Source organism: Halopelagius longus, from assembly GCF_900100875.1.
GTDB classification, from domain to species: domain Archaea; phylum Halobacteriota; class Halobacteria; order Halobacteriales; family Haloferacaceae; genus Halopelagius; species Halopelagius longus.
On record NZ_FNKQ01000002.1, the window covers coordinates 897,455 to 916,574 of the forward strand.

At 66.1% G+C, this 19,120-nt stretch carries 17 protein-coding genes; 10 read left to right on the plus strand and 7 right to left on the minus strand.

Going from position 1 to position 19,120, the window contains the following annotated elements:
* Nucleotides 1-96: 96 nt before the first annotated feature.
* Nucleotides 97-2,076 (minus strand): acetate--CoA ligase, encoded by a 1,980-nt coding sequence (gene acs, locus BLS11_RS10330; RefSeq protein WP_092536956.1) that lies wholly within the window; start codon nt 2,074-2,076, stop codon nt 97-99.
* 130 nt (nt 2,077-2,206) lie between these two features.
* Nucleotides 2,207-3,019: a mycofactocin-coupled SDR family oxidoreductase gene (locus BLS11_RS10335; protein WP_092536959.1), complete on the minus strand. Its 813-nt coding sequence runs from the start codon at nt 3,017-3,019 to the stop codon at nt 2,207-2,209.
* Between the two features lie 128 nt (nt 3,020-3,147).
* Between BLS11_RS10335 and BLS11_RS10340 the strand changes: the two genes are divergently transcribed.
* The 4 genes from BLS11_RS10340 (at nt 3,148) to BLS11_RS10355 (ending at nt 7,809) form a co-directional block, all read left to right on the plus strand.
* Nucleotides 3,148-4,359: a glycosyltransferase family 4 protein gene (locus BLS11_RS10340; protein ID WP_092536962.1), complete on the plus strand. Its 1,212-nt coding sequence runs from the start codon at nt 3,148-3,150 to the stop codon at nt 4,357-4,359.
* A gap of 77 nt (nt 4,360-4,436) precedes the next feature.
* On the plus strand, nt 4,437-4,919 hold the full coding sequence (locus BLS11_RS10345) for a hypothetical protein (protein ID WP_092536965.1): 483 nt from the start codon (nt 4,437-4,439) through the stop codon (nt 4,917-4,919).
* A 93-nt stretch (nt 4,920-5,012) separates the two neighbouring features.
* Nucleotides 5,013-6,446: a glycosyltransferase gene (locus BLS11_RS10350; protein ID WP_092536968.1), complete on the plus strand. Its 1,434-nt coding sequence runs from the start codon at nt 5,013-5,015 to the stop codon at nt 6,444-6,446.
* A 175-nt stretch (nt 6,447-6,621) separates the two neighbouring features.
* Nucleotides 6,622-7,809, plus strand: a complete 1,188-nt coding sequence (locus tag BLS11_RS10355) for a glycosyltransferase family 4 protein (protein WP_175454425.1) — start codon at nt 6,622-6,624, stop codon at nt 7,807-7,809.
* A gap of 154 nt (nt 7,810-7,963) precedes the next feature.
* Here BLS11_RS10355 and BLS11_RS10360 read toward each other — a convergent pair whose 3' ends face one another.
* Together BLS11_RS10360 and BLS11_RS10365 are read right to left on the minus strand one after the other, a co-directional pair.
* Nucleotides 7,964-9,664 carry an acyl-CoA mutase large subunit family protein gene (locus BLS11_RS10360; RefSeq protein WP_092536973.1) on the minus strand — a complete coding sequence of 567 codons (1,701 nt, stop codon included), beginning with the start codon at nt 9,662-9,664 and terminating at the stop codon, nt 7,964-7,966.
* A 100-nt stretch (nt 9,665-9,764) separates the two neighbouring features.
* The gene (locus BLS11_RS10365) at nt 9,765-10,403 is read right to left on the minus strand and encodes an FAD-dependent oxidoreductase (RefSeq protein ID WP_092536976.1); all 639 of its coding nucleotides are present in this window, start codon (nt 10,401-10,403) and stop codon (nt 9,765-9,767) included.
* Between the two features lie 317 nt (nt 10,404-10,720).
* Here BLS11_RS10365 and BLS11_RS10370 point away from each other — a divergent pair, with 317 nt between their 5' ends.
* Together BLS11_RS10370 and BLS11_RS10375 are read left to right on the plus strand one after the other, a co-directional pair.
* Entirely contained in the window at nt 10,721-12,478 is a 1,758-nt protein-coding gene (locus BLS11_RS10370) for a 2-oxoacid:acceptor oxidoreductase subunit alpha (protein ID WP_092536979.1), read from the plus strand.
* Between the two features lie 3 nt (nt 12,479-12,481).
* On the plus strand, nt 12,482-13,345 hold the full coding sequence (locus BLS11_RS10375; protein ID WP_092536982.1) for a 2-oxoacid:ferredoxin oxidoreductase subunit beta: 864 nt from the start codon (nt 12,482-12,484) through the stop codon (nt 13,343-13,345).
* Between the two features lie 114 nt (nt 13,346-13,459).
* Here BLS11_RS10375 and BLS11_RS10380 read toward each other — a convergent pair whose 3' ends face one another.
* Nucleotides 13,460-13,660 (minus strand): hypothetical protein, encoded by a 201-nt coding sequence (locus BLS11_RS10380; protein WP_092536985.1) that lies wholly within the window; start codon nt 13,658-13,660, stop codon nt 13,460-13,462.
* Nucleotides 13,661-13,808: 148 nt separating this feature from the next.
* Between BLS11_RS10380 and BLS11_RS10385 the strand changes: the two genes are divergently transcribed.
* From BLS11_RS10385 to BLS11_RS10395, 3 genes are all read left to right on the plus strand, one after another.
* Nucleotides 13,809-15,176, plus strand: a complete 1,368-nt coding sequence (locus BLS11_RS10385) for a geranylgeranyl reductase family protein (RefSeq protein WP_092536988.1) — start codon at nt 13,809-13,811, stop codon at nt 15,174-15,176.
* 84 nt (nt 15,177-15,260) lie between these two features.
* Nucleotides 15,261-16,091 (plus strand): aldo/keto reductase, encoded by an 831-nt coding sequence (locus tag BLS11_RS10390; protein WP_092536991.1) that lies wholly within the window; start codon nt 15,261-15,263, stop codon nt 16,089-16,091.
* 107 nt (nt 16,092-16,198) lie between these two features.
* Nucleotides 16,199-16,396: a DUF7333 family protein gene (locus BLS11_RS10395; RefSeq protein WP_092536994.1), complete on the plus strand. Its 198-nt coding sequence runs from the start codon at nt 16,199-16,201 to the stop codon at nt 16,394-16,396.
* Nucleotides 16,397-16,405: 9 nt separating this feature from the next.
* Here BLS11_RS10395 and BLS11_RS10400 read toward each other — a convergent pair whose 3' ends face one another.
* On the minus strand, nt 16,406-17,515 hold the full coding sequence (locus tag BLS11_RS10400; RefSeq protein WP_092536997.1) for a DUF373 family protein: 1,110 nt from the start codon (nt 17,513-17,515) through the stop codon (nt 16,406-16,408).
* 84 nt (nt 17,516-17,599) lie between these two features.
* Here BLS11_RS10400 and BLS11_RS10405 point away from each other — a divergent pair, with 84 nt between their 5' ends.
* Nucleotides 17,600-18,004, plus strand: a complete 405-nt coding sequence (locus BLS11_RS10405) for a RidA family protein (protein ID WP_092537000.1) — start codon at nt 17,600-17,602, stop codon at nt 18,002-18,004.
* Between the two features lie 138 nt (nt 18,005-18,142).
* On the opposite strand, the gene BLS11_RS10410 is transcribed toward BLS11_RS10405, so the two are convergent.
* Nucleotides 18,143-19,066: a coiled-coil protein gene (locus tag BLS11_RS10410; protein WP_092537003.1), complete on the minus strand. Its 924-nt coding sequence runs from the start codon at nt 19,064-19,066 to the stop codon at nt 18,143-18,145.
* Between the last annotated feature and the right edge of the window lie 54 nt (nt 19,067-19,120).

A 19,120-nucleotide genomic window follows, 5' to 3' on the forward strand; every position in this document is an offset into this window, starting at 1 on the left:
AGGCGGCGACTCCGCTCGGCGGTTCGGGCGTCGCGAAAAAAGCGTCCGGAGAGTCGAATCACCCCGGTCGAGCGGTTCTGCGGCGGCGTCCCGTCGTCAGTCGCCCTGCACCTTCGCTTGGATGTCGGTGACGATTTCGGGGTTGCGGAGGGTCGTGGTGTCGCCGAGTTCCTCCTCGTTGGCTATCTCCTCCAGCAGGCGGCGCATTATCTTGCCGGACCGCGTCTTCGGCAGTTCGGGCGTGAACACGACCTGTTCGGGGCGGGCGATGGGGCCGATGGCGTCCTCGACGCCCTCGATGATGCGCGAACGCATCTCGTCGTCGCCCTCGTAGCCGTCCTCGGTGATGACGTAGGCGTACACCGCCTCGCCTTTCACCTCGTGGTTGCCGCCGACGACGGCCGCCTCCGCGACGCCCTCGACGCCGACGATGGCGGACTCTATCTCCATCGTCCCGAGGCGGTGTCCGGAGACGTTGATGACGTCGTCCACGCGGCCGAGGATGGTCATGTAGCCGTCCTCGTCTATCTTCGCGCCGTCCTCGGGGAAGTACACCCACTCGTCGGCGTCCTCGTCGGAGTACTCGGCCCAGTACTCGTCGATGAACCGCTCGTCGTTCTTATAGAGGGTTCGGAGCATGCCGGGCCACGGCTTGTTCACCGTCAGGTAGCCCGCGCGGCCGGGCTCTATCTCCTCGCCCTCGGTGTCGACGATGCGGGCGTCGATGCCCGGAAGCGGCGGCCCGGCGGACCCGGGCTTCATGTTCTTCACGCCGGGCAGGGTCGTTATCATCATCCCGCCCGTCTCGGTCTGCCACCACGTGTCCACGACGGGGCACTCCTCGTCGCCGATGTGCTTGTAGTACCACTTCCACGCGCGGGGGTTGATGGGTTCGCCCACCGTCCCGAGCAAGCGGAGCGACGACAGGTCGCGGCGTTCGGGGAACTTCGAGCCCCACTTCATGAACGCGCGGATGGCCGTCGGCGCGGTGTAGAACACGTCGACCGCGTACTTCTCGACGATGTCCCACAGGCGGTCCCGTTCGGGGAAGTCGGGCGTCCCCTCGTACATGACCGTCGTGGTTCCGAGCGCCAGCGGTCCGTAGACGATGTAGGAGTGGCCCGTAATCCAGCCGATGTCGGCGGAGCACCAGTAGGTGTCCTCGGGCTTCAGGTCGAGGACGGCGTGAGAGGTCCACGCCGTGTAGGCGAGGTAGCCGCCGGTGGTGTGTTTGACCCCCTTCGGCTCTCCGGTCGTCCCGGAGGTGTACATGAGAAACAGCATGTCCTCGGCGTCGCGTTCGACGGGTTCGACGCGCTCGCCCCGTTGTTCGTCCATCAGGTCGTCCCAGTCGTGCTGGTTCTCCGCCAACTCGTGCCCGAAGCCGTCGTCGCCGAGACGGTCGACGACGACGGTGGCCTCGACGTCGTGGTCGACGCCTTCGAGCCCCTCGTTGGCCTTCTCTAAGTGGTCGAGGGCGTCGCCGCGGCGGTAGTAGCCGTCGCAGGTGACGAGGTAATCGGAGTCCGCGGAGTTCATCCGCGTCGCCAGCGCGTCCGCGGAGAACCCGGCGAAGACGACGGAGTGGGGCGCGCCGATGCGGGCGCACGCCAGCATGGCGATGGGCAGTTCCGGCACCATCGGCATGTACAGCGTGACGACTTCGTCCTCCTCGACGCCCATGTCGCGGAGCGCCGCCGCGAACTCGTTGACCTCGCGGTAGAGGTCCTGATAGGTGTACGTCCGCGTCTCGCCGTACTCGCCCTCCCACTTGATGGCGACGCGGTTCTTGTCGCCGTTCTCGACGTGACGGTCCACGCAGTTGTACGACGCGTTGATCGTCCCGTCGGAGAACCACTCGTAGAACGGTTCGTTCGAGTCGTCCAGAACCGTCTCGTACTCCTCCTCCCAGTCGAGTAGGTCGGCGGCCCGTTCCCAACAGTCGGGCCAGTTCTCCTCGAACTCCTCGTAGATGTCGGGGTCCGAAACGTTCGCTTGCTCGACGAACTCGTCAGAGGGCTCGAATTCTTCCTGTTCAACCAGCCGTGCCTCTAGTTCACCGTCACCATCTGACATAGGTCATGGTAATAAACCGAATCCTGCATGATAAATCTATGGCAATCAGAAGCGGGGTGATTCCCGACCCGTCTGCGAATTTTGCCGCGGGCGATACGTGGCGTTGCGGGTCGTTTCCATCGGGGCGGCGTCAGACGGCAGTCGCGCCCGCGGCGACCGGAAGCGCGACGCCGGTGACGAAGCGAGCGTCGTCGCTTGAGAGCCACATGAACGCCGCGCTCACGTCCTCCGGTTGGAGGATGTCCTCGAAGAGGTTGTCCGGGCCCGTCTGTTCGGCGATTTCGGCGATGTCCTCGTCGATGGTCTCGACGATGCCGGAGGTCATCTCCGTGTCCACGGCCGTCGGGCAGACGGCGTTGACGGTGATGTCGTGCGGCGCTAACTCCATCGCCAGCGTCTTCGTGAGGCCGATGACGCCGTGCTTCGCGGCGGTGTAGTGGCCGAGGCCGGGCGACGCGCCGAGGCCGGCGGTCGAGGAGGTGTTGACGATACGCCCGCCCTCGCCGCGTTCGATCATGTGACCGCCGACGTGCTTCGCGCAGAGCCACATCCCCTTGAGGTTCACGTCGAGCGCGAGGTCCCACGTCCGTTCGTCCAGTTCCATCAGCCCCGAGACGGGCGCGACGCCCGCGTTGTTCGCCAAGATGTCGATGCGGCCGAACTCCTCGACCGCCTCCCCGACGGCGTTCTCCACGTCGCCCTCGTCGGAGACGTCCACCTCGATGCCGAGGGCGTCCCGTCCCCGTTCCTCGACGAGTTCGACCGTCTTCTCCATCTGCTCTCGGCCGGAGAGTTCGTACTTCGACTCCTCTTTTGTCTCGCAGATGTCCGTCACGACGACATCCGCGCCGTTCTCGGCGTAGTGAAGCGCGTGCGACCGACCCTGCCCGCGGGCCGCGCCGGTGACGAACGCCACTTTCCCGTCGAAGTCGTAGGAGGCCATACCGCCGACCACCGACGGCTACGTTATCACCCCTCTGCCTGCACCTTCGGCGTCGAGCGCTCAGACGCGGCGACGGTCGCCGAGAACGGCAACAGCCCTTTTCTCCGTCGGCGGAGGACGGTACGACAATGCGACTTCTCGTCGCCGCCCACGACTTCTATCCCGACCCCGGGTCCGGCGGAAGCGGTCGCTACGTCTACGAGACGACGCGGCGACTCACAGACCGTGGCCACGAGGTGTCCGTCGTCACCCGACGGCGCGGGGGCGTCCCCGCCCGCGAGACGGTGGACGGGGTGGAGGTCCGCCGCTACGACCTCGCTATCGCCGACCGAACGGCCCCCGACATCCTCCCGCAGTTACCGGACGCCGCCCGCGCGGTCGAGGCCGCCTGCGAGGACACCGACCCGGACGTGCTGAGCCTCCAAGGCCCCGTCACGGGCGCACTCGCCGACCGCGCCGTACCCGACGACGTGCCCCGGTCCTGTACCTTCCACAGTCCGTGGCCGACGGAGTACCTCCTCCGGACGCGCGACGGCGGCCTCCCCCGGTGGCGGCGGGAACTGAACGCGAGTCTGCGCCGGCAACTCGAACGCCGCCTCCTCGAACGCGCCGACGACGTGGTCACCCTCAGTCGGTTCATGGACGACCAACTGTGCGGCGTCTACGGCCCGGTCCACGACGCCGCCGTCGTCCCCGGCGGGGTGGACACCGAGACGTACCGCCCGGACGCGGGGCCGTACGACCGGATGGAGGGAGACGACGCCGACGCAGACGGCACTGCCTTCCTCACGGTGCGGCGACTCTCCCCGCGGATGGGCCACGAACTCCTCTTGGACGCCTTCGCCGACCACGCCTCGGACTACCCCGACGACCGCCTGTACGTCGCGGGCGACGGCCCTCTCCGCGAGGAGTTGGAGGCGCGGGCGGACCGACTCGGCGTGGACGACCGGGTGACCTTCCTCGGGTACGTCCCCGACGCCGACCTGCCGTCGGCGTACGCGAGTGCGGACGCGTTCGTCCTCCCGACGACGCGACTGGAGGGGTTCGGACTCGCCACGTTGGAGGCGCTTTCGTCGGGAACGCCCGTCGTCGGGACGCCCGTCGGCGGAACCGTCGAGATACTCTCGGAGTGCGAACGCGCGCCGGAGATTCCCGAACGGATGCTTCTGGCGGGCGTGGACGAGGACGAACTCGCCGCGGCCCTCGGTCGGTGGTCCGCGCTCTCTGCGACGGAACGCGAACGCGCCGGCGAGGCGTGCCGCCGGTACGTCCGCGAGCAGTACACGTGGGGCCGGACGGTGGAGGCGCGAGAGCGACGGTACGCGGAGCGAGTGGCCTGAAGCGTCCGACGCGAACGCGGGCGGTGCCGCCCGCGTTCGACTATCGATTTTTGCACGCGCCCGGCGATTGCGCCCCCATGGGAGAGTTCGATCCGGTCTCGTGGGAGACGAGAGACGCGGTGTTCGGTCGTTTCGGCGCGGAAATCGAGGAGTACGTCGAAGAGATAGCTCCGCGGGTGCGCGGAGAGGACCCGTACGAGGCGGTGAAAGCCGTCCACGACGCGTTGAGTTCGACCCTCGGAGAGGAGGGTCGGACCGTCTCGGGTCTCGGGGAAGTGTTCGTCACCGCGTACTTGCTGGAGAGACGGGGCGTCGTCGCGCCCGGGGACGCCGAACGCGAGTACCGTTCGCTTGTGGACTGCCGTCCGACCGACGAACGCCTCGCGGAACTGTTCTGGGAGCGAGAGCGGACCCTCTGGTGGATAGGCGTCCTGTGCGGGGTCCACCCGTCGTTGGTGTCGTACTGGCTCTCCGAGGGCGACATCCCCCTGATGGAGCGGAACTTCACCGAGGAGTCGATGCGGCGGATACGCTCGTATCGGGAGAGAAACGAGGAGTAAGTCGGCGCGGGACGCTCCCGACGGCCCGACGGTGATAAACTGCAGTCCCGTGCAAGCAGGCCCGTTAGTGGCGGAACGCGTGTACCGGACTTCGTGCGCGTACTGGTCGTCCCCGAGGTGTACCGCGCGGACGCCGGGGCGTGCGGAACGCTCCGCGACGCGGCGACGTGGGTCCGGGCGTGGTTGGACCGCGACCCGACTCTGCACGTCTACTGGTTGCTCCCGCCGCGCGGGGAGGCCGGGTACGACCCCGAGGACGTTCTCGCCGACCGGCGGCGCGTCACCCTCCTCGAAGCGCGGACGCTCGGGGGAGTCGAGGACCGCGAGGTGCTGACGGACTGCGGGTACTCGACGGCGCAACTGGCGGTCCTGCGCGACGAGATATTCGCCGAGGGCGCGTACCTCGACGCCGTCGTGGACCAACTCCGCGGCGGTCGGTTCGCGCTCTACGAGTGGTTGCTCGACCACGTCGAGCAGTGGGCGGCGTCCGTCCGCCCGTTCGACGTCATCGCGAACGTCCACGACCTGCAGGTGCCGTTCAAGTACCGCTACTGCTCGCACCGCAACGACTTCCAGATGGTCCACGAGATGTGCGCGGCGGCGTTCGCCGACGGCCGGTGGTTCACCGCGGGCGTGGACCGCCGCCAGTTCCGCGAACGGGCGACGGAGTTCCTCGACTCCGGCGCCGTCGAGGACGCCCTCGAAGACGCCGTGACGACGGGGAGCCCGATTCGCGTCGGGCGGTTCGAGGAGTCCTACGCCGCGGAACCGCGGACGATCCACCTCGCTGGGTCGCTCTGGGACAAGAAGAACGCCGACAGGTTGCTCGCGATCGGAGAGCGGTTGCACGAGGAGTTCGGAATCGAGACGGCGCTGACGAGCATGGAATCGATTCCCGACTGCTACCGCGGCCCCGAGTGGGTGCGGGCGTTCCCGAACGCCGACCGGGGGACGTACGAGCGAATCCTCCGCGAGGGCGACCTGACGGTGTGCGCGAGCGAGTACGAGACGATGGCGCGGACGTGGTTCGAACAGGCCGCCAGCGGACAGGTCCTCGTCGCGCGCGACGAACCGTGGGTTCGAGAGTGCGTTCCGGACGGCTACCGCCTCCTCGCGGATTTGGACGGCCTCGCCGACCGGGCGGCGTGGGCCGTCGAGAACTGGGCGGCGGCCGTCGCGGCGAACCGGAGACTCGTCGACCACGTCCGGGAGACGCGGAGTCCCGACGCCGTCGGCGGCCGGACGTACGCCGACCTGCGCCGCCGCGTCGAATCGAAGCGCGACGCCTACGAGTCGGACGCCGGCCCCGAACGGGAGGCGGTGGCCGCCGCACTAGACGAGGCGGAGGAACCCGTCTCCCTCGACGCCCTCGTCGAACGCACCGTGGCGTTCACGGACGACGGCAGACCGGTGACCGCGAACCCCGACGTCGCCCGGACGGACGTGCGCTACGCCCTCCGTTCGCTCGGATACGCCGACACCGGGGATCCCGGAACGCCGACGTTCGCGCCGGTCGGAGATGTGTGACGATTTTCCTCACACGAACTTAACCTGCCTGCGAAAGTAGCCTGTTCGGTTAGACCGTCACCGTTCGAACGGGGACTGTATGAGTCCCGGAGAGACGAATACGGAAGTAGCGAGATGCGACGAGACGGCGTCGGAACCGGGCGATTCGAGTTCTCCCTCCGTCGCGGTGGTGCACATGGATCTGATGTCGAAGGGCGGCGGAGAGGCCGTGGCGATGAACGCCTTAGAGGCGTTGCAAGCAGCGTACGACGTGACGCTCATCACGCTGACCGACCCCGACATCCCGGCGCTCAACGACTTCTTCAACACGAGCGTGGACGCCGAGGCGTTGACGGTGCGGCGGGCGGGCGTCCTCGCGCCGACGATACACGAGACGTTCGGACTGAAGTACTACGTCCTCCAGAACGCCTTGTTGGGACGGTACGCCCGCCGCCACGCCGACGAGTTCGACCTCCTCGTGAGCACGATAAACGAACTCGGCTTGGAGACGGACTCCGTGCAGTACGTCCACTTCCCGTTCGACTGGACGGTGAGTTGCGCCGACAGGGACCACATCTTCCACCCGACCGTCGAGGACGACTCGTGGTACGAACGCCTCTGTACGCGGGTGGCGGGCGTCAGTCGCCGCGACATCCAGGCGAACACCCTCTTTGCGAACTCGGAGTGGACCGCCGAGGTGGTCGAGGACGCCTACGGAACGAAGCCCGAAATCCTCCACCCGCCCATCGACACCAGCGAGTTCGTCAACCTGCCGTGGGAGGAACGCGAAGACGGGTTCGTCACCGTCGGCCGCATCGAACGGAGCAAGCGCATCGCGGAGATGATACGCGTCGTAGACGGCGTGCGCGAACGCGGCCACGACGTGCACTTCCACGTCATCGGGCCGACGGTGGACGAGGAGTACCGCGAGGAGGTGGCCGCGATGGCCGCAGAACGGGAGTACGTGGAACTGGAGGGCGAAGTCCCGCGGAGCGAACTCGTCGAGCGAATCTGCACCCACAAGTACGGCATCCACGGGAAGGAGTACGAGCACTTCGGCATGGCCGTCGCGGAACTCGCCGCGGGCGGCACCGTCCCCTTCATCCCCTCGAACGGCGGGCAACACGCCATCGTCCGCGACGAGGAACTGCTGATGTACGACTCGCCCGAGGACGCCGTCGAGAAGATAGCGCACGTCCTCGAAGACGAGTCGCGCCAGCGAGAACTGCGGATGAGCACCCGCGAGATAGAGCGTCGCTTCGGACGGCGGCGGTTCAAGCGGGCGTTCCGCGACGCCGTCGACGACGCACTCGCGCAGTCGGGGGCGAGCGAACGAGAACCGGCGGCCACCGTCGTCTCCAATCCGGCGTCGAACGAGGACTGACGCGTCCGCCTCGCTGAGGCCCAACGCGCCGACGGCGTCGTACGCCGAAATGGAGGCCGAGTGCGCTGGCGACGGACGTCAGCGCCGCCGTCAGTTCGAAATCCATGCGCCACACAGGGGGTCGGCAAAACGTTTCACCGCGCGTCGAGTCCGCTCACATAACGCCTATCTCCTCGCGGTACGTCCCCCACTCCTCTTCGAACACGTCCATTATCTCGCCCATGGTGGCGTACGCCTTCACCGCCTCCACGAGGGCGGGCATGACGTTCTCGTCGCTCTCGACGGCCTCGCGGACGCGTTCGAGCGACCGCGCCACCGCCTCGTCGTCGCGTTCCTCCTTCACCGACTCCAGTCGGGCGAGTTGCCGGTCCTGCGTCTCCTCGGAGACGTGCAGGAGGTCCGGCGTGGTGTCCTCGTCCATCACGTACTTGTTGACGCCGACGACGACTTCCTCGCCCTCCTCGACGCGTTCTTGGTACTCGTAGGACGCGCCCTGTATCTCGCGGTGGAAGTACCCCTCCTCGATGCCCGCGAGGATGCCGTCCCGAACCGACCCCTCGCCCATCTCCCGCAGTTCCTCGATGTACGCCATCGCTTCGGCCTCCACCTCGTCGGTGAGGGCTTCGACGAAGAAACTCCCGCCGAGGGGGTCGATGACGTCCGCCGCGCCGGACTCCTCGGCGATTATCTGCTGGGTGCGGAGGGCGACGCGGACGGCCTCCTCGCCGGGAAGCGCGAACGCCTCGTCGTAACTGTTCGTGTGGAGACTCTGCGTGCCGCCGAGGACGCCCGCCAGCGCCTGAATCGTCACGCGGACGACGTTGTTCAGGGGTTGCTGGGCGGTGAGCGACTGCCCGGCGGTCTGGGTGTGGAACTTCAGTCGCGTGGACGCCTCCGCTTCGGCGTCGTACCACTCCGTCATCACGCGCGCGTAGATGCGCCGGGCGGCGCGGAACTTCGCCACCTCCTCGAAGATGGAGTTGTGCGAGTTGAAGAAGAAAGAGAGGAGGGGCGCGACGGTGTCGACGTCCATCCCGCGTTCGAGGGCGTCCTCGACGTACGCGAACCCGTCCGCGAGGGTGAAGGCGAGTTCCTGCACCGCCGTCGACCCCGCCTCGCGGATGTGGTAGCCCGACACCGAGATCGGGTGGAACTTCGGCGTCTCCGCGGCGCAGAACTCCACCGTGTCGGTGACGAGTTTCAGCGAGGGTGCCGGCGGGACGACCCACTCCTTCTGCGCGATGAACTCCTTGAGCATGTCGTTCTGGAGGGTTCCCCTGAGTTCCTCGCGGGGGACGCCCTGTTGGTCCGCGATGGCGACGTACATCGCGTAGATGACGGGCGCGGAGGGGTTGATGGTGAAGGAGGTGGACACCTCGTCCACGTCGATGCCGTCGAACAGAATCTCCATGTCGCGCAGGGTGTCGACGGCGACGCCCTCCTTGCCGACTTCGCCGTCCGAGAGGGGGTCGTCCGAATCCTTCCCCATCAGGGAGGGCATGTCGAACGCCGTCGAGAGGCCCGTCTGGCCGTGTTCGATGAGGTAGTGGAACCGTTCGTTCGTCTCTTCTGCGGTGCCGAACCCGGCGAACTGCCGCATCGTCCACGTCCGACCGCGGTACATCGTCGGGTAGACGCCGCGGGTGTAGGGGTACTCGCCGGGGAACCCGAGGTCCTCCTCGTAGTCGATGTCGGCCACGTCCGCGGGCGTGTACAGGTCGTCGACTTCGAGGTTCGAGACGGTCGCGAACCGGTCTTTCCGTTCGCCGTGCCGTTCGCGAACCGGGTCGCGCGTCTCCGCTTCCCACTCCTCGCGGGCCTCGCGTATCGCCGCGAGGTCGTCCTCGTCGTACATGCCGCAAATTTTGCCGGGCTAATGATTAAGGATTCGGGTGAGTCCGCCGACCGTTCGAGGCGAGTCCAAATAAACGAGCGTCCGCGGGCGAACGACCGACTCAGCCGAAGTTCTCGACCTTCGCGGCGTCGGGGTCGCCGCCCGCGGCCTCCACCGCGTCCGTCGCCTCCGCCACGAAGTCGGCGAAGCCGTAGACGAACACCTGTTCGCCCTCCTCGGCGGTCACCGCGTCCGCCACGGCGTCTTCGACGTCGCCGCCGGTGACGACGACGGAGGCACCCGCGTCGCGGAGGGCGTCGAGTCTCTCCTCGTGGGCGGGCGCGTCCGTCCGGTAGACGATAGCAACCTCGTTGCCGTCCTCGGCCGCTAACTCGCCGATGGCGACGGCGGGGCCGACGCCCGGTCCGCCCGCGAGGACGACGACGCGCGACTCGCCCTCGTAGTGGTTGTCACCGAACGGGCCGGTCATATCGAGTTCGTCGCCCGCCGAGAGGTCCACGAGGTGTTGGCTGAACGGCCCCACTTCCTCGGGGTCGACGCCGACGGTCACCTCGAACGTCTCGGCCACGCCGGGGGAGGAGAGCGTGTAGAACCGGGAGTACTCCTCGCCCTCGACGGTACCGGAGAGTTTCACGAACTGGCCGGGTTCGGCCTCGAACCCCTCGGGCGACTCGAACTCGATGGCCACCGTGTTCGGTCCCACGTCTCGAACGGCGGTGACGGCGACGGTTGCGTCCATGGACGAGGGTTCGACGGCCCCGGATAAATGACCTTGCTCTCCGGTCCGACCGGCCGGTGGTCGACGCCCGAAATTACGGCTCCGTTCGGGAAGTTCCTTCACTTTTCTGTTGCCGTAATATCTGCGCACCGCGAGCCGCGAAACGAAGTTGACGAATACGGAGTTCCTCGAAGATTTGTGCGAGAGACGGGGCCGGACGGCGGCGCAGAACTGCCCGGATACGTCGGTTCGAGGCGGATTTCCGGTCAACGAATTCGTAATCGTTTTCAATGGCTTTCAGAAGGCTTTTCATGGGTCCATGGCAACTCTTTACCCACATGCCTGCGGACTTCAACTGGGCCATCGGCGGTGAAGCCGGCGATGGTATCGATTCGACGGGGAAGATATTCGCTCAGGCACTCTCTCGGGCTGGACGGCACGTGTTCACCTCCAAGGACTTCGCGTCTCGTATCCGCGGCGGATACACGGCGTACAAGGTCCGCACGTCGGTCGACCCGGTGCAGAGCGTCGTCGATAGACTCGACGTGCTCATCGCGCTGACGCCTCGTACCATCGAGGAGAACCTCGAAGAACTCCACGAGGGTTCCGTCATCATCTACGATGGCGAGCGAACCACGATGGAGAACATCGAGATACCCGAGGGGATGATTGGGCTGGACGTTCCCCTCAAACGCCTCGCGGAGGAGGCCGGCGGTGCCATCATGCGAAACGTCGTCGCACTCGGCGCCGCCTGCGAAGTAACGAATTTCCCTATCGAGAACCTCGACAGCGCCTTAGAGAAGCGCTTCGGTTCGAAGGGACAGTCGCTCGTCGACAACAACAAGGAGGCCGCCCGTAGCGGTCAGGACTACGTCGAGGACAACTACGACCACGAGTTCGACTACGACCTCGACACCACGGACGAAGACTACGTCCTCCTGAACGGCGACGAAGCCATCGGGATGGGCGCAATCGCCGCCGGCTGTAAGTTCTACGCCGGCTACCCCATCACGCCCGCGACGGACGTGATGGAGTACCTCAAGGGTCGCATCGAGCAGTTCGGCGGCCACGTCCTCCAGGCGGAGGACGAACTCTCCGCCATCAACGTGGCACTCGGCGCGGCGCGCGCCGGCGCGCGTTCGATGACGGCGACGTCCGGTCCGGGTATCGACCTGATGACCGAGACGTTCGGCCTCGTCGCCACCTCGGAGACGCCCCTCGTCATCGTCGACGTGATGCGCTCCGGTCCCTCGACGGGGATGCCGACGAAGCAGGAACAGGGCGACCTGAACATGCTGCTGTACGGCGGCCACGGCGAGATTCCGCGCTTCGTCTTCGCGCCGACGACGATTTCGGAGTGCTTCTGGAAGACCGTCGAGGCGTTCAACATGGCCGAGAAGTACCAGACGCCGGTGTACCTCACCGCGGACCTCTCTCTGGCCGTCACCGAACAGACGTTCTCGCCGGAGACGTTCGACATGGACGAGGTCGAAATCGAACGCGGGAAGGTCGTCGACGACGACACCATCGACGAGTGGCAAAACGAGAAGGGGCAGTTCCAACCCCACGCGCTCACCGACGACGGCGTCTCGCCGCGCGCCTTCCCCGGCACGGAGGGCGGCGCGCACATGTCCACCGGTCTCGAACACGACGAACTCGGTCGCCGGACCGAGGACACGGAGATGCGCGTCGATCAGGTGGACAAGCGCGAACAGAAGGTCGAGACGGCCCGCACCGAAGAAGACTGGAGTCCGCGCGAGTTCGGCGACGAGGACGCGGATACGCTCGTCATCTCGTGGGGCTCGAACGAGGGCGCGATGCAGGAAGCCATGGAGTTCCTCGAAGACGAGGGCATCGACGTGCGGTTCCTCTCGGTCCCCTACATCTTCCCGCGCCCGGACCTCACCGAGGACGTCGAGGCGGCGGACGACGTCATCGTCGTCGAGTGTAACGCGACCGGTCAGTTCGCCGACGTCGTCGAGCACGACACACTTACACGGGTCAAGCGCCTCAACAAGTACAACGGTGTCCGGTTCAAGGCGGACGAACTCGCAGACGACATCAAAGAACTCCTCGCAGAGGAGGCTACCGCATAACCAATGAGCTCCGACATTCGATTCACCGACTTCAAATCCGACAAGCAGCCCACGTGGTGCCCCGGTTGCGGGGACTTCGGGACGATGAACGGCATGATGAAGGCACTCGCGAACACGGGGAACGACCCCGACAACACCTTCGTCGTCGCCGGTATCGGCTGTTCCGGGAAAATCGGGACGTACATGCACTCGTACGCCCTCCACGGCGTCCACGGGCGCGCACTCCCCGTCGGCACGGGCGTCAAACTCGCCAACCCCGACCTCGAAGTGATGGTCGCGGGCGGCGACGGCGACGGCTACTCCATCGGCGCGGGTCACTTCGTCCACGCCGTTCGGCGGAACGTCGATATGACGTACGTCGTCATGGACAACCGCATCTACGGCCTCACGAAGGGGCAGGCCTCGCCCACCTCGCGCGAGGACTTCGAGACGTCCACGACGCCCGAGGGCCCGCAGCAACCGCCGGTGAACCCCCTCGCACTCGCACTCGCGGCGGGCGGGACGTTCATCGCGCAGTCGTTCTCGACGGACGCGCAGCGTCACGCCGAGATCGTCCAGCAAGCCATCGAACACGACGGCTTCGGCTTCGTCAACGTGTTCAGTCCGTGCGTCACGTTCAACGACGTGGACACGTACGACTACTTCCGCGACAACCTCGTGGACGTCGCCGACGAGGACCACGACCCCTCCGATTACGACGCCGCGAAGAACAAGATTCTCGACGCGGACAAGGAGTACCAGGGCGTCATCTGGCAGGACGACGAGTCCGTGCCGTACGACCAGAAACACGACCTCGACTCCAACATGTCCGAAATCGACGACGGCGCGCCGGAGGGCGCGATGGACCTCGTCCGCGAGTTCTACTAACTCCGGACGACGACCGCTCGTCCCCGTTTTTTTACGCCTCGCTACCGTCGGTACTGTTCCGTCCGGCGGCATCCCCGCGTCGGCGAACCGCGGACGGGCGGCGTCGGTCCGCGGTCAGGCGTCGCCGCCCTCGTCGGCCCGTTCGACGTACAGGCGGAACGGCGTGCCGCAGTCGAGACACCGAGACGTGTCGGACTCGATGAGTTCGGTGATGACGACTTCGCCGTACTCGCAGTCCGGACAGTCGTACACTAACGTGTCCCCGGCGATTCGGTGGGCGAACGCGTTCGTGTTCTCCGTGGAGAGTTCAGGCATATATTGCCACCACTACTACGGCAACGTCTATCACGGTAAAACTGACGGCGGATGGTGACCGGGACGGCCGGTTCGATTTGCCACCGGTACGCAAAGTTCGGGTGCAGATACGGTTTATTTTTATGACGGGCGCCGAAATCAGTAGCGTATGCCCGCGGAAGTTTACGACATGGTCGTCGTCGGGGGAGGAACGGCGGGAGCCTTCGCGGCGGCGACCGGGGCGGCGGAGGGCCTCGACGTCGTTCTCCTCGAACGAAAGCCCGAGGAGGAGGCCGGCCACATCGCCTGTGGCGACGCCATCAAGGGGAAGAGCACCTTTCCGGACGTTATCGACCTCGACCGCCTCAAAGAGGAATCGTTCACCAACCAGAACATCCGCCGCGCCGTCTTCGAGAATCCGCGCGGCGAGACGCTGGACATACCGTTCGGCAGTTCGGGGGCGGTCATCGACCGGCGGCGCTACGGGGAGATAATCTTAGACGAGGCCGAGCGTCTCGGCGCGGAACTGCAGTTCGACACCGTCGTCCAAGACGTGATGCAGGCCGACGACGGCACCGTCACCGGCGTCCGCGCGAAGCGAAACGGGAGCGTCGTAGAGTACGAGGCGGAGGTCACCATCGACGGCGCGGGTGCGCTGTCGATTCTGCAGGATAAGACGGACTTCTCCGGAACGTACTTCGATACGAACGTCTCGTACTCGCAGTTCTGTTCCGCCTACCGCGAGGTCATCGACGTCTCCGAACCGGTCGAGTACGACGACGCCATCGTGTTCAAACCGACCGAGGAACTGGGGTACCTCTGGTACTTCCCCCGGTCTTCGACGGAGATAAACGCAGGGCTTGGCTTCCAGATGACCGAGAAGCCGATGGAACTGGTGGACGCGCTGAAACGCGACCTGCGGAACCGCCCGGAGTTCGCGAACGCCACCGTGAAGGACAAACTCGGCGCGGCCCTGCCGACGCGCCGCCCCTACGACTCGGCGGTGGCCGACGGCTTCATCGCCGCGGGCGACTCCGCGGGACACGTCAATCCCACCACCGGCGGCGGCATCCCCGGCGCGGCGAAGTCCGCCCACTGGGCGGCGAAACGCGCCGTGAAGGCCATCTCCGAGGGCGACGTGAGCGAGGCGAACCTCTGGGAGTACAACCGCGACGTGATGACGGACTTCGGCAAGCGGTTCGCCGCGGTGGACCTGTACAACATCTGGGGCACCGCCCACGAGGTGAACGAACTCGTCGATATCGTCTCGTCGCTGCCGGGCCAGCAACTGGTCGACGCCCTCAGTAGCGGCACCTCCGAGATGAGTCTCAAGCTCAAACTGGAGACGCTCGTGAAGACGTTCGGCCACTGGGACGCCCTCTACGGCCTCTACAAGGTGAGTCGGAAGGCGTCGGAGATTTCGACGCTGTACAACGCCTACCCCTCCTCGCCGCGCGGGTTCGAGTCGTGGCGGGAGGGACGCGACGACATCATGGACGAACTGTACGAAATCAGCGGCGCGGACCAGAAGTACTGACGGTAACGCTTCGCACGCTTTCCGGCACGCCGTTCTCCCTTTCCCAACGTCTTTCCCCTCGACTCCCCTTCGTTGTTACAACGTATGTCCCACCAAGTACCCGATAGTGACGACGTCCCCGAGGCCGACGCCATGCCGATGCTCGGACTCGGCACGTGGCAGAACGACGACCCGGACGACTGCGCCGACGCGGTGGAGACGGCGCTGAACATGGGGTACCGCCACATCGACACGGCGCAGGCGTACGACAACGAGGAGGCCGTCGGTCGCGGCATCCAGAACGCCGACGTCGACCGCGAGGACGTGTTCCTCGCAACGAAGGTGTGGATCGACAATCTCTCGTACGACGACGTGCTCGCGACGACCGAGGAGAGCCTCGACAAACTCGGCGTCGACTACGTTGACCTGCTCTACGTCCACTGGCCGTCCCGCGAGTACGACCCCGAGGAGACGTTCCGCGCGTTCGACGAACTCGTCGACGACGGGAAAGTAGAGCGCATCGGCATCAGCAACTTCGAGCCCGAACAGGTGGACGAGGCCGTCGAGACGGCGGACAACGCCATCTTCGCGAACCAGATAGAGCTCCACCCCCTCCTCCCGCAGAAGGAACTCCGCGAGCACTGCGCGGACCGCGACGTCGAAATCGTCGCGTACTCTCCGCTGGCCCGCGGCGAGGTGTTCGACGTGCCCGAACTGTCCGACGTCGCCGAGAAACACGGCGTCAGCGAGGCGCAGGTGTCGCTGGCGTGGCTTCGGGAGAAGGGCGTCACCGCCATCCCGAAGGCGACGGGCGAAGACCACATCAGCGACAACTGGGCGTCGCTGAGCGTCGAACTCGACGACGAGGACGTCGAGAAGATAGACGGAATCGACCGAACCGAGCGTCAGGTCGACCCCGGCTTCGCTCCCTGGTAACGGGGCCTCGAACTCCCTTCTCCGCTCCGTTTTCGCCGTTTTTCGCGCGTCGAACGTCGAGGCGGGAGAGCAAGCGATTAGTTCCGCCCGTCCGAACGACTCAGCGTATGGAGTTCGACCGCACGCGAACGGCCGTGCTGTTTCTCGTCCTCGTCGCCGCGGGCGTCGCCGCCCTCCTCGCGATGGGCGTGATGGCGACGAGTACGGTACTGATGATGGTCGCCCCCGCGATGTTGGTGTTCGGGGCGATCTGTCTCGGCATCGGCGTCAAACACGGCGAGTACCGCGTCGGGGGAACGCGCTGAGCGCCCGACTCACTGCTCGACTGCGTCCTCCACCGTCTCGTCGGTCACGCTCGCGGCGATTCGGACGCCGACGATGCTGACGACGATGCCGCCGACGATGAACAGGGCCAGTCGCTGTCGGGCCGACAGCGCGACGTCGACCAGCACCGCGTTCGCGAGGACGCCCTCGCGTTGGAGGAACCACCCGGAGAACCCCCGGACGACGAGTCCGAGGGCGACGACGCCGAACGGGAGGTTCAGGTACGGCGTCCGGACGCCGTCGGAGCCGATGAGTTCGTCGATGAGTCGGCCGGCGCTTGCGGTCAACGCGGCGAGCGCCAACCACGGCACCGCGTTGTAGACGAACTGCATCGCGGGCAGTACCACCGTCTCCGACCCCGTCGGCGTCGTCACCGAGAGCGCGCCGAGGAAGATGCCGACGAGCGACAGTCCGCCGGCGGCGGCGTACGTTACGACGGACACCTGCCCCGAGTAGAGGGCGTCTCGAACCCTGTCGGGCACGTCCGCGACGAACTCGTCGATGGCGAACCCCTTGTACAGCAGCACCGCCCCGAGCACCGCCGCCAGACCCGCGAGCGCGACGGCGGGCGAGAACTGCGTGAGCAAAAGCGGCATCAAAAGCAACGTCGCCCCGAGGGGGACCAACACCGTCGTCCGCAGTTCCTCGTCGGCGAGGAACTGCTTCAGCAGGTAGTACGTCGATTCGATGTCGTGGGCCTGCCTGACGACCACCCGGTCGACGGAGTCGATGCGGAGGCGACTCTCTATCACCGGCACGACGCGTTCGTCGCCGGCGCTGTCGATGACGACGATGGTCGATTCGGGGTCGTACTCCTCGACGAGTCGGTCCACCTGCGCGGCGAGCGACCGGTCCGCGCCGACGAGCGAGTCGCTCCCGCCGGAGACGACGGCGACGACGGCGTCCTCGTCGCCGTCCCGCAGGTCCCTGACGACGCGGAGCGACTCCAAGAGGCAGTTCACGCTCGAGTCCTCCGGGTCCGCGAGCCCCACCTCCGTCACGAGCGATTGGACGGCCTCCCACCCGACCACGGGCGTCTGGAGGCCGGCCTTCCGCCCGATGTCGTTCGACCGGTCGACGCAGAGGACGAGCGTGGTCACAACCGTGCGAACGTCTCACTTAGTTAAAACGCTCCCGGTCGTCGCGGGCGAACCGTTATCGGGCGAGAGTCCGTCGAGTCGGCCATGCGACGAGACGCCGTCTCCAGCGGTACCGAGTGGGAACCGAAGGTGGGGTACTCCCGCGCCGTCCGGACGGGCGAGACGATTCGCGTCTCCGGAACGACGGCGACGGACGAGGACGGCGACGTGGTCGGCGTCGGCGACGCGGGCGCACAGACGAGACAGGCCCTCTCGAACGTCGTCTCGGCCGTCGAGGAACTCGGCGGGGGAGTCGAAGACGTGGTGCGGACCCGGATGTACGTCGTCGACATCGAAGAGTGGGAAGCCGTCGGCGAGGCCCACGGGTCGTTCTTCCGCGACGTGCCGGTTCGTCCCGCCTCGACGATGGTCGAGGTGAGCCGACTCGTCGACCCGGAACTGCTGGTCGAAATCGAGGCCGAAGCGGTGGTCGAACCGAGCGAAGGCTGAGCGCGGTCGGAACCGAAACCGAAAGTCCGCGGTCCGTTCGTCGGCCGTCACAACCGTCACCCCCTCAGAGGCGTACCGATGCCTCTCGGACGAGTGAAAAACGTCTCCGAAACGTAGAGAGAGAAAGAACCGGCCGGCTTAGAGGAGCCCCGTCTTCTGGAGCTTCATCAGGTCCTCGGTGTCGAGGGTCTCGCCTTCCTTGAACTTCTGGTAGATCTCCTCGGCCTCCTCTTTGGCCGCTTCGCGCTCCTCGGCGCGTTCGGCGTCGCGCTCCTGCTCTTCCTGCTTGTCGAGCTCGCGGAGGCGCTTTTGGACGCGGACGAAGTCCTCGTGGTGGCGGTCGGCCGCCTCTTGGGCTTCGACGAAGAGTTCGTGCATCGCGTCGGCCTTGTCGCGGATGTCGTCGGCCTCTCGGTAGGCCTCGATCATCTGGTTGTGGTGCTCTTGGGCCTTGTCGGCGAGCTCGGTCACCTTCTGGTGGTGCTGGGACGCCTCGGAGCGAACCTCCTCGGCCTCCTCGATGAGCTCTTCGAGTTCACCGCTCTCTTCGACCTTGTCCTTCTTCTGACGGAGCTGCTCGCGCTTGTCCTCGATCTTCTCGATGAGTTCGCGCTCGTCTTCCGTCGAGAGGACCTCGGTCTGCTGTCGGAACTCGAGCTGCTCGATCTCCTCTTTGAGCTCGTCGATGTCCTTCCCGTCGTTGAGCTCGAGGTCCTGCTTCATCTCCTCGACTTTGTCGAAGAGTTCGTTGGCCTCGGCGTTGAGCTCGTTGCGCTTGTTCTTGTGCTCCTGAACCTGCTCGTTGAGCGAGTCTCGCTGCTCTCGGTGTTCTTGTGCCTCGTCGACCTTCTCGCGAGTCTTCGCGTTCAGGTCGTCGCGCTTGGACGCGCGCTCGGAGGCCATCTGATTCAGGTCGTTACGACGGTCGCGGAGCTGCCCCGCGAGTTTGATAAGCTCGCCTTTCGAACCGTCTTCGAGCTTGTCGTCTGTGAGTTCGACGTTGTCGGATTCGTCGAGCTCTTGTACGTCGTATTCTTGGAGAACGTCTTGCTTTGTCACCATGCGTAATCAAACCTCGATACCATCACCGCTCCGGACAAGGCGGCCGCTCCTTGT